General features: G+C 29.5%; 16 protein-coding genes and 2 pseudogenes. 17 read left to right on the forward strand and 1 reads right to left on the reverse strand.

The features are described 5' to 3' along the window. Nucleotides 1–223: pseudogene (locus tag METFODRAFT_RS08145) on the reverse strand (hypothetical protein); the annotation flags it as partial. Nucleotides 224–646: 423 nt separating this feature from the next. On the opposite strand from METFODRAFT_RS08145, the gene METFODRAFT_RS08150 reads away from it, so the two are divergent. From METFODRAFT_RS08150 to METFODRAFT_RS10755, 17 genes and pseudogenes are all read left to right on the forward strand, one after another. After that, nucleotides 647–913 (forward strand): hypothetical protein, encoded by a 267-nt coding sequence (locus METFODRAFT_RS08150; protein WP_245528968.1) that lies wholly within the window; start codon nt 647–649, stop codon nt 911–913. A gap of 63 nt (nt 914–976) precedes the next feature. Next, entirely contained in the window at nt 977–1,327 is a 351-nt protein-coding gene (locus METFODRAFT_RS08155; RefSeq protein ID WP_007045112.1) for a hypothetical protein, read from the forward strand. 5 nt (nt 1,328–1,332) lie between these two features. Continuing rightward, nucleotides 1,333–1,892 (forward strand): annotated as a pseudogene (locus tag METFODRAFT_RS08160) (stage II sporulation protein M). Between the two features lie 60 nt (nt 1,893–1,952). Further along, nucleotides 1,953–2,096, forward strand: a complete 144-nt coding sequence (locus METFODRAFT_RS11570) for a hypothetical protein (RefSeq protein WP_007045115.1) — start codon at nt 1,953–1,955, stop codon at nt 2,094–2,096. A gap of 23 nt (nt 2,097–2,119) precedes the next feature. Then, nucleotides 2,120–2,608, forward strand: coding sequence for a Yip1 family protein (locus METFODRAFT_RS08165; protein WP_245528976.1), 489 nt, complete (start codon nt 2,120–2,122; stop codon nt 2,606–2,608). Nucleotides 2,609–2,617: 9 nt separating this feature from the next. Further along, nucleotides 2,618–3,022: a hypothetical protein gene (locus METFODRAFT_RS11795; protein WP_007045117.1), complete on the forward strand. Its 405-nt coding sequence runs from the start codon at nt 2,618–2,620 to the stop codon at nt 3,020–3,022. A 209-nt stretch (nt 3,023–3,231) separates the two neighbouring features. Continuing rightward, the gene (locus tag METFODRAFT_RS11800) at nt 3,232–4,119 is read left to right on the forward strand and encodes a hypothetical protein (protein ID WP_342626865.1); all 888 of its coding nucleotides are present in this window, start codon (nt 3,232–3,234) and stop codon (nt 4,117–4,119) included. A gap of 98 nt (nt 4,120–4,217) precedes the next feature. Continuing rightward, complete coding sequence (locus METFODRAFT_RS08175; protein WP_007045119.1) at nt 4,218–4,769, forward strand: hypothetical protein; 552 nt, start codon at nt 4,218–4,220, stop codon at nt 4,767–4,769. Nucleotides 4,770–4,788: 19 nt separating this feature from the next. Next, the gene (locus METFODRAFT_RS08180) at nt 4,789–5,379 is read left to right on the forward strand and encodes a Yip1 family protein (protein WP_007045120.1); all 591 of its coding nucleotides are present in this window, start codon (nt 4,789–4,791) and stop codon (nt 5,377–5,379) included. 9 nt (nt 5,380–5,388) lie between these two features. After that, nucleotides 5,389–6,072, forward strand: coding sequence for an ABC transporter ATP-binding protein (locus METFODRAFT_RS08185; protein WP_007045121.1), 684 nt, complete (start codon nt 5,389–5,391; stop codon nt 6,070–6,072). Nucleotides 6,073–6,085: 13 nt separating this feature from the next. Then, nucleotides 6,086–6,931, forward strand: coding sequence for a hypothetical protein (locus METFODRAFT_RS08190; protein ID WP_007045122.1), 846 nt, complete (start codon nt 6,086–6,088; stop codon nt 6,929–6,931). Nucleotides 6,932–6,965: 34 nt separating this feature from the next. After that, nucleotides 6,966–8,069 carry an ABC transporter permease gene (locus tag METFODRAFT_RS08195; protein ID WP_007045123.1) on the forward strand — a complete coding sequence of 368 codons (1,104 nt, stop codon included), beginning with the start codon at nt 6,966–6,968 and terminating at the stop codon, nt 8,067–8,069. A gap of 233 nt (nt 8,070–8,302) precedes the next feature. Next, on the forward strand, nt 8,303–8,800 hold the full coding sequence (locus METFODRAFT_RS11575; RefSeq protein WP_245528970.1) for a tetratricopeptide repeat protein: 498 nt from the start codon (nt 8,303–8,305) through the stop codon (nt 8,798–8,800). Nucleotides 8,801–8,808: 8 nt separating this feature from the next. Further along, nucleotides 8,809–9,024: a tetratricopeptide repeat protein gene (locus tag METFODRAFT_RS11580; RefSeq protein WP_007045126.1), complete on the forward strand. Its 216-nt coding sequence runs from the start codon at nt 8,809–8,811 to the stop codon at nt 9,022–9,024. 58 nt (nt 9,025–9,082) lie between these two features. Beyond that, nucleotides 9,083–9,277 (forward strand): hypothetical protein, encoded by a 195-nt coding sequence (locus METFODRAFT_RS08205; RefSeq protein ID WP_007045127.1) that lies wholly within the window; start codon nt 9,083–9,085, stop codon nt 9,275–9,277. Nucleotides 9,278–9,299: 22 nt separating this feature from the next. Beyond that, complete coding sequence (locus METFODRAFT_RS08210) at nt 9,300–10,370, forward strand: DNA cytosine methyltransferase (protein WP_007045128.1); 1,071 nt, start codon at nt 9,300–9,302, stop codon at nt 10,368–10,370. A gap of 306 nt (nt 10,371–10,676) precedes the next feature. Further along, the gene (locus METFODRAFT_RS10755; RefSeq protein ID WP_245528974.1) at nt 10,677–10,952 is read left to right on the forward strand and encodes a hypothetical protein; all 276 of its coding nucleotides are present in this window, start codon (nt 10,677–10,679) and stop codon (nt 10,950–10,952) included. The last annotated feature ends 88 nt before the right edge of the window (nt 10,953–11,040 follow it).

Consider the following 11,040-nt stretch of genomic DNA (forward strand, 5'->3'; position numbering starts at 1 on the left):
GGTTGGATAGTTGAGTATACAAACAAAACTCATTTTCTGATAGTTTTTGTAGGTTTTTAACGATAGTCGTTCTGTGAATTCCCGAGACATACTCTGAAAATGCTTTGATAGTTTTTATTGGCGTTAGTGTTCTAACTTGTGCGAACTTAGATAACTCCTCCGAACAGTTAAATCCTAAACTATTTATAGAATTAGTGAGTATATTATTAAGTGCTGCTAGCATAGGAGATGCACCGTTTTTTAACGAGTTATTTAAGTACTACCTATTTCTATTTTTTGGTCTTAATTTTAATAGTGTTAAATCACACTATCAGTTAAATACTTGCTGGCATTAGGAAGCCTATTGCCGTATATATAGTTTTCTATTTAATTCAAATTGTTATATATATAGTAGTTTTCATTTATTATAATTATGAAAAAAATGAAAAATTGATGGAGATAATAAAGGAAGTATTAAAACATGCTTTAAAAGCATTAAAGGAAAAGGTTGGCGATGATGAATAGGTGGGAACTATTCAGAGCCAACCCTTTGGCTGTGATGAACCATTATAGGTTCTGAGCCTTTGAACTACTTACTCCTTAAAAAATTAAAGGAGCGTGAAAATATATGAAATTGAACATACTTAAAGGTTTCGCTGCTGTGGCTATGCTATGTATGGTAGGAGCTGTGTTTGCTACGCCTGTGGCTTTGGGAGATATTGGATATTATGTTGGGAAAAAATTAGCTGGAGAATCTGGAAGTGTAGTAGGAAGCGCTCTTGGAGGTAATTATGGAAAAAAAGTAGGTTCATATGTAGGTAGAAGAATGGCAATTGTAATAGCTGAAGAATTGGCAGAAGAAGGGGCGGAAGCCGGTGTTGTGGTTGGAGGCCCACTTGGTGGATTGGTAGGTTTAGCGGCAGGTGCATTATAATTTAAATTTTTAATTTTTTTTTGTTATAATTTTTTTGTTAAATGAAATTGTCAGGTGAATTTAATGGATTTAAATGATATGATTAATATTGTTTTTATAATTATATATGTAGGGATAATACCATGGTTTGTTAATTGGATAATACTAAATAAAAATAATAAAACAATAAATTTCCTAAAATCCTTTGATTATATAGAAACTATGGTGGATACTAAAACTAAAATTATCATTTCGGTTGTTGAACTAGTTTTTGTAATTGGTATAATACTCGGATATAATTATTTTCATCAATTTTTAAATATTAATAAAGTAATTTACTTACTTTTTAGTAGTATAGTAATATTTTTTGTAGATTATTCGTTAAAAATTCATTTATTAAGCAAAACTATTCAAATGCAATGTAATAGTAGGTAATAGACATGGAAAAATCCAATATATTAATTCCAACCTTAGTATTAATTTTATTTACCTTTGGCTTTTTATCTTCTTTGATAACGAATATTAACCATAGTTGTATTAATGACATAAAAACTAAAAATTATTTTTTATCTTCATCAAAATTCAGTCCAGCACCTTTATCTTTAATTCTGACAAACAACCTAAAAGTTATCTTTTTAATGTTAGCTGGCTCTATTACTTTCGGTTTATCTACTTTTATAAACTTAATATTTAATGGTTTTAATTTCGGAATGTTAATATCTAATGCTTATAATAGCGGAATGCCTATAAAACTAATTTTAGCTTTAACATACCTCATGGAATATTTGAAATTCCAGCAATGATTATATCAGCAGTAGCGGGCTTTAAAATTCCTTATGAAGTTATCCAATATCTAAGGGATAAGAAAGAAAAACCACTAACAGAGGAAGATATAAAAGAGTTTTTAAAATTAGCAGGAATATCTATTGTCCTAATCATCATAGCTGCTTTCGTAGAAGTATATATTACACCGGAAGTAGCAAATTATTTATTAACATAACATTTAAATATAATTAAATAAGCATATACTAATAACTATCAAAAATAACGAGGGGAGAAAATGAATATAAAAGAACTAATCCTAAATCCAAACGACTTCTTTAAAAATTTAGCAAATAAAGAGGTATCTCTTAAAACACCGTTCCTTATAGTTCTTATATTCTCGGTGTTTATGTCTGCATATACTACTATACTACATCAATAATGTTTAAAATATTCCCATCAGATATGCAGAGTATGATGATGGCTATATCGATGATAATCACCGCAGTATCTTCACTAATAGGGGGATTTATATCATGGTTATTAATAGCAGGGGTGATGCACCTAATTTCAATGGCATTTAACGGAGTAGGTTCATTTAAAAGAACATTTGAATTTACTGGCTATGGATTTTTACCAAACTTAATAGCTTTATGTATAACAATACCAATAGGTTATTATTTCCTTTCAAATGCTCATATTCAAACCTTAACAATGGCACAACTTCAAAATCCAGTAGTTGTAAAACAGGTAATGTCTTCAATAATTCCAAAACCAATGATATACACAAATCTTTTAATTGGTATTGCAGTCAGTTTGTGGAATTTAGGTTTATGGACTTATGGAATAAAATATGCAAGGAATTTGGAATTAAAAAAGGCATTTATAGTTGCATTAATTCCAACAGTATTATTTGGAGCATACCAGCTATACAGCGTAGCTAAATTCCTATAAGGTGAAATAATGAAAAAACCTTCTTTTATTTTTTTAACTTTTTTAATTCTAATTTTAACAAACTCAATAAATGCAGTAGAATTTACAAGCATTGATTACAAAAATGAATACTTAGAGCCAGGAAAAACTTACGATATTTGGGTTGTTATAACACCAGATAAAGAAATTAACAATACTGTTTTAAGCATAACTCCTTATGGGATAAGTAAAGAATACATCCAAATTATTAAAGGAGTTGACTACGAGGGACATTTATTCCAAAATGAAAAAGGAATTGGACATTTTATCATAAAAATAAAGATAACGCCCCATCTTATGATTATGAGGTTGTTGTTTATTGTAACTACACAAAAGATAACGAACAATACTCAGACAATAGAATATTCAAAATTCCAGTTAGGGGGAGAGCAATAATAGAAATCCAAAATCCACCAATATTAAAGGAAGGAACTAATAAAATATTCCTAAAAGTTACAAATAAAGGAACAGGAATAGCGGAGAACATAAAAATAACCTTTGAAAATGGAAAAAATATCTATGCGTTAGGCAATAGTTATGTTATTAACTACTTAAAACCAGGAGAAACAAAGTTAGTAAGGTTGATTTTGTATGCAAATGGGGATATGGGAGAGTTGCCTTATACAATAACTTATCAAAACCAATATAACTTGTTGGAATTAACTGATAAGACAGAGACGGATACATCAACAACATCAACCTACAAAAATCAAAAAACTGTTAAAGAAGAAGGAACTTTAACTTTTAAAATAGTCCCAAATGACTTAATTTCAATAAATTTAAAAAACATTACATATCCTGTTGGAAAAATCAACAACCTGACAATTCTAATAAAAAACAACTACAAAGATGCCAATTTTATCATAACCATTGGAAAATACTACTTAGGAAACAACCAAAAAACAATCTTCATCAAAAAGGGGGAAACAAAAGAGATATCCTTTAAAATAAAAATAAATGAAATGGGAATAAAAGAGATTCCAATAAAAATCTACTTTGATGGAAATGAAATAAACAAAAACCTAACCATAAATGTCATTGGAAAGGCAGAGTTGGTTTTAACAGGAGTTAATGTTGAAGGATTTGGAGAGAAAATAATAACCGGGGACTTATCAAACATTGGAACTGCTCCGGCAAAGAGTGTCTTAATAAGCATCAAAAAAACAAAAAACATCATCCCAAAAAGACCTTATGAAAACTACTTTATAGGCACATTAAACCCAGATGACTATGGAAGTTTTGAATTGCACTACCAAATTAACGGAACTGTAAATGAGATTCCAATATTGATAACTTATAGGGATGAAGATAATAATTTAATCAAAATGGAAAAAAATATTTCAATATCTGTTGAAAATGGGCAAATGAGTAATAATGAAAATTATGGAAGCACTGGAGGATTCATTAACTATATCATAATAGGAATTGGGATTTTATTTTGCATTGGGGTAATTTATCTAATGTATAGGGGATTTATAAAGAAAAATGAATAAAGGGATGTTATAGGAGATAAATCTATTATATTAAATTCACTTTGCATTTGATTATTCAGAGATTCAATAATCGGTATATGGATAATTAGGTGTATATGATGAAGGGACTCAGTCCATTTTATTTGGAGTTATACTATATACTAACAGCAATTATTGTTTTTGGAATTGTGGATTATTTTAGATTACGATGGATTCCATATATATTGATATTTGGCGTTATTGCCATTGGATTGGTAATTTTTATGTTGCAGATTACAAAAAAGTTTCTATTAAATGTTGATAAAGGAAAACTATTAAAACGCACAGTGGGAAACTCTGGCGATTGGGGGGATGTTGTAGTGGGGCTGGCTGTGGTGGTATTCTTCGAATTTATACTTTATGTTATGCATTACCCCTATAATGGGATTATTAACTTAGGGATTTTGGCAATGGGTCTTTTAATAGGCTATACAAATACATATGATTTAGAAATTTACGAAAAGGGAATCGTAGTTAATGGAATAGCGTATTACCAATGGGATGAAATTAAAACTAAATACGGCAATAAGACGATATTGAAAATAAAAAATATTCCTAAAAAGATAGTTATTGGTGATTTGGAAGAATACAAATTAAAAGATAAAAATAAAATAGATGATTCCAAAAGGTAAAATACAAATGGTGGAACTAATGAAAGACCTAATATTAAATCCAGATAAATTTTTCAAAGAAATTGCAAACAAACCTACAAATCTAAAAGTTCCAATATTGATTATTTTATTTGCTTCTATGGCAATTTCGTTAAATTCAATATTATTTATAATCTATCTCCCTGAACCTTCAGGAATGAATAAATATTTTTATTTAACCATAATGTTTATTGCTCTATTTGTAATGTTTTTCCTTTATCTCTCAATATTATGGCTGGTTATTGCTGGAATTTCCCATATAGCTCTAATAAAGCTATTTAATGGAGTAGGCAACTTTAAGAAAATGATTGAAGTTGTTGGTTATGTAAATATTCCTATTTTAGTTGGTTTATCTTTTAACATAATACTACAAATTCTTGGATATTGGACAAACACATCTTATAAAATTATGGATGCAATATCAACGTTATCTTTTGCTGTAATTTGTATTTGGGAAGTATTATTGTTTGCTAAGGGGATTCAATACACATACAATTTGAGTTTTAAAAAAAGTTTGATAATCCCAATTTTTACATTTTTATTAATTGCAATATTAAATACTTCTTCAACACTTTCATTTTATGGTGTGTGAGGGAAAAGCATGATTAAACTCAAAAACATAACAAAAACCTACAAAATGGGAAATGAGATTATTTACGCCCTAAAAAATGTAAATTTAGAGATAAAAGAAGGAGAGTTTGTTTCAATTATGGGACCTTCTGGAAGTGGGAAATCAACTTTATTAAATATTATTGGTTGCTTAGATAAACCAACAGAGGGGGAGGTCTATATTGATGGAATAAAAACAAATGATTTAGATGACGATGAATTAACAAAAATTAGGAGGGATAAGATTGGTTTCATCTTTCAGCAATTTAACCTCATCCCCTTATTAACTGCATTGGAAAATGTTGAACTCCCACTAATTTTTAAGTATAAAAATACTCTGGATGAGGGGGAAAGAAAAAGAATGGCATTGGAATGCTTAAAAATGGCCGAATTGGATGAGAGATTTGCCAGCCACAAACCAAATCAGTTGAGTGGGGGTCAACAACAAAGGGTTGCTATAGCGAGAGCATTGGCAAACAACCCACCGATTTTATTGTGTGATGAGCCAACGGGGAGTTTAGATAGTAAAACAGGAGAAAAGATAATGAATTTGTTAAAAAAATTAAATGAGGGTGGAAAAACGGTTGTTGTAGTTACACATGATATAAATGTTGGAATGTGTGCGGATAGAATAATAAACATTAGAGATGGGGAAATAGTTGATTATAAACAATAATTTTGGTGGAAATATGATTAACAATATTGAAGATAGTGAATCATTTGATATTAAAAGAATTGGTATTATATCCATAATGCTTTGGTTTTTATTTAGTGTATTGGCGATTCCAATATTTTTTTCAATGCTAATTTCATTATTTGGTAAAACTTGGTTGTATGGAAACAATTACTTCATTGAAAATGAAGTGGAATATTTTATCTCACTTATTTCTTCGATATTGGCAGTATTATTGGTGTCATATTATTATTCAAAAGATAAAGTAAAGATACTAATTGGATATTTGTTAAAAATTACTTTGGTATTGCTAATTTTAAAAATAGCCCTATATTTTGTATTGAGTTATTATCCCATGTATATTCCATTTTTAGGGATATCGAATGGATTTATTTGTTATATTGTATTTATGGCAATGTTCCTAAAATTGAGCGAATTACATAGAAAGAAAATATCATTTTTATTCAAGATGAAAATGATTATATTATCTCTATTGATATGGCTTGCAATTTCATATCCGCTGTATTGGGGTGCTTATACATTTATTACAGGAGATTATTTTATCTATCCATGTGATTATTGGGATTTTGAAAAGTTTATTTTTTTCATATATGTATCAGGTGCTTTATTATCTGTTCCTTTATCTGTAATATTAATTTCGAAATTAACTGGGTTAACTAATTTGAAGAAATACAGTTTAGAACTATTGAAATACTCATCAATGGTTATAATAATTGGTTTGGGGGGTTTTATAGTATTCACACTGTATGAACATCATATATCTTCAATAGGAACAATTATTGTATTGGTGATATTCTTTGGTTTAACGAGGGTTTTTAAGATATTGAGTGATGAAAAATAAGAAAAAATAATTTATCCTTTGATTGAGGGAGATTATGTATTTTGAGATGGCAAAGAGAAATCTAAAGAGGAATTTTTTGAGGAGTATTTTGGCACTATTGGGGATTATTATTGGAGTTATGGCTATCTCATCTTTGGGGATTTTGGGAGGGGGTTTAAAGGAGGGTATAATGAAGAATTTTGAGGGAGTGGCAAATTTTGTTATTGTTTTCCCAAATGCTGAGGAGGGGTATTTGCACTTTACAAAAAAGGACGTTGATAAACTAAAAAAATTGAACTGCATTGTAATTCCAATTTCAACAAAAACAGATATTGTGTATATTAAAGGAAAAAATAAAAATACATATACAACAATTTATGGTATAAAAAAGGAAGATATAAATTATTTAAATTTGGGAGTTAAAAATAAATTAACTGATACAACAGTTTATGTGGATGGTTTTTTTGCCAGTGTTCATGATGTTAAAGTTGGAGATATTGTTGTTTTGAATAATGTTTCGTTTAGAATTACTGGCATATACAATAGTTCTTTTTACATACTATCTCAAAATTCCATGGTTTTATCAGAGAAAACATATGGGAGGTTTTATGGAGATAATTACTCAATGGTTGTTCTTTATGTAAGAAATAAGGATTATATAAACAAAATAAAAAATGAAACAGAAAAGATAATGAATAAAAAAGAAAAAAAGGTTATCGTTTTGGCAATGGATAAAATCCTTCAATCAATAAATGATGCTATGGATAAAATTTCACTCTTTCTGATGGGTATTGGTGGAATATCTCTTTTAGTTGCGGGGATAGGTATTGGGAATGTTATGTTAATGAGTACAATTGAGAGGACAAAGGAAATTGGTGTTATGAAAAGTATTGGGGCATCAAAAAAGGATATAATGATTCTGTTTCTCTATGAGGCTTTAATTTTGGGAGTTATTGGTTCTTTAATTGGAGCAACGTTAAGTTTGGGTATGGGTTATTTAATTGTTCATTATCTACTGGGTTCAGAATTGTCTTTAAGTTGTTTGGTTTATGTGTTTTTAGGGGTTTTATTTGGTATTGGAACTGCCTTAATCTCTGCATTATATCCAGCATATAAGGCGTCAAAATTAGACCCAATAAAAGCCCTTAGAAATGAGTAATCTAAAAGATAGATGTCAGTTACTATAAATATAAATTAGGGATTAAAATGGATAAAAACTTCACACTGGGAACTTTGAACTTATTAAAAAGTAAAGTTTTGGAAAAATAGCCAAATGATTGGGGAAGAACTTGTAGAAATTCTTATTGGGGAGATTGATGAGTTAATAGAAACAACTAATGAAGTATCTGAAAAATATCAAAAACCAACTTAAATAATTTAGATTTGTATGATTTGAGATTGGTATACAATGACTTATCTACACTTTATGAAGATATTGATAAAATATTAAGTGAAATAGACATTTTAAGTTTAAGCAATAAAGACATCAATAGCTGGAAACTTTGGAAAAACCTTGGAGATAAGGCATATCTTTGCTCTGCATTTTATGAGGCATTATTTTGCTACAATAAAGCATTAGAAATTAATCCAGAAAATGCAGAACTTTTATGTAAAAAGGGTTATGCTTTATTAAAACTTCATAAAAGAGAGTTGGCAATAAAATATTTTAAAAGGACATTGAATTTGGATAAAAACCATTATAAAGCACTCTTTGGATTGGGAGAGGCATATTATTCAATGAGCGATGAAAAAAACTCAATAAAATGCTTTGAAAAAGTTTTAGAACTAAAACCAGATAATATTAATTTAATTTTAAGGATTGCATATTTATATTTTGAATTGAAAAAATACGAAGATGCATTGAAATATTTTGAAAAAGCACTTTTCTGAATCCTAATGTGTTTGAATTGGAAGAGATTTTTGAATCTATGGGAAGGGCATACATTTATTTAGGGGAAGATGAAAAAGCCATAGAATATTTTGAAAAATTAAAGGAAATAAATCCATATTATGACGAAATATATGAAATTATTGTCTTAATTTATGAAGAAATTGGAGATATTGAAAAAGCAAAAATTTATAAAAGTAAAATAGAGAGTGTTGAAAATGGATAAGGTTGATAAGGATACATTATTTGGCATTTATCTATGAAATATTATTAAAGAAGATGCTTTGGAATCTAAAAAAGAAAAAGATGGGGAAGAAAAACACAAAGATAAAGATATGGAAGGGTATATGTATGCATCAGGTAAATTAATGGCTTATTATGAAGTAGTTTCAACAATAATAAATCATGCAGAGGCACTTGGAATTGATTTAAAAGATTTAAAACTTGATGATATTAATCCAGATGAAGATTTGATATAACCAAATAAAGAATGGGATGATTATGAAATTTGTTGATTTGTTCTGTGGATGCGGTGGATTTTCAAGAGGATTTGTTGAAGAGGGTTTTAAACCAGTTGTTGCAGTTGAAATTGATGGGAATGCATCAAGTTCTTATGTATTAAACTTTAATGGAAAGTTGTATGAAAAGAAGTTAAATGAATTGGTTGAAAAAGAGGTTTTATGTTATGTTGGGGATATTCCACTCAACATTCCACCATCTGATAAAGATATAAAAATTTTGAAGGAGTTGGGAACATATAAAAAAGATATTAATCCAGTAGTTATAAATGAGGATATAAGGGAAATCCATTCCTACGATATATTAAAAATCTGTAAAAAGGTTGATGTTGTTATTGGAGGGCCTCCATGTGAGGCATACACAGGAGCAAATCCTAATAGAGAAAAGAGGCCTTTTGATAGGCTCTATAAGGATGAGATGGGAAGATTGGTTTTAGAGTATATACGAATTGTCGGAGATTTGCAACCAGAGATTTTTGTCATGGAGAATGTTCCAGGGATTTTGGAAGAGGATATTAGAGAGAGCATAGAGAGAGAATTTAAAAAAGTTGGTTATGATGTTTATTTCAATATTTTGAGGGCGGAGGATTATGGTAATCCATCATCAAGAAGGAGGGTTTTTGTCTCAAATATTGAAATAAATCCAGGAAAATTAGAGTCAGTGACGGTTATTGAGGCAATTGAGGATTTGATGTTTAAGGGAAGAGAAGTTCCAAATCATGAATATGTTACACTACCAAAGAAGGTTTCAAAAAGATTATTAAAGGCAAAATGGGGAGAAGGTTTGATTAAGTTTAAAGGTTCGCGTGGGGTGTTAGATAATTATATTAGGTTGCATCCATATAAAGTAGCACCAACGGTTATGGGAAAGAGAAGGTTCATCCATCCATTTGAAAATAGGTCATTAACACCAAGAGAGCAGGCAAGATTAATGGGGTATCCAGATTATCACCTATTTGTCGGTGGAAAAGAGAGCCAATTTAATCAAGTTGGAGAGAGCGTTCCTCCAACATTATCAAGAGCAATAGCAAAGGTTGTTAAAGAGAATCTATGAAGTATATAAGAAATTTTACGGTAGTTCCCATCAAATAGATAAATATATAACTATATGATTATAGATTACTACAAAAAAAATAGTTGGAGGTAATAACATCGTAGATAAATCTAAAATTCCGAGAATTAAGCGTTTAATAAATCTTATGCGAGCTAAGTTTTACCTAATAGTCGTCAAATACAAATCGCCATACACACGCAGAGAGAAAATATCTCTCTTAGACTTAATAATCTTTTCGGTTCTTTGTATGATATACTTCGGTGGATGTATAAAAAGGGGTATGAATTTTTAATCGAAGGGTTGGGATTGTTTCCGAAAATAAGATATAACAAGATTGTTGAACGAATAAATAGATATGAACAACTTTTATTCGAGATTCAAAAGACTTTCCTAAACAAAAATTGTTTATTATTCATAGATACAATCCCAATTGAAACGAAAAAATCCGTAAGAAAGGGAAGACATGAAAAAATTGGATACTCGGAACTTATTAAAAAAACGGCAGTGTTGGATATAACCCATCGAAAAGACTGTGGTATTATGGATACAAAGCAACTTATATTACCGATGGGTTGTATCTAATGTTGATATCCATAAATCCTGCAAATCAGCATGATTTGGACATTCTAAAAGAAAATTTTAGAGGGTTTGTTCGGGAATTTATGAACTG

It is taken from the genome of Methanotorris formicicus Mc-S-70 (genome assembly GCF_000243455.1).
GTDB lineage: Archaea > AGJL01 > Methanococci > Methanococcales > Methanococcaceae > Methanotorris > Methanotorris formicicus.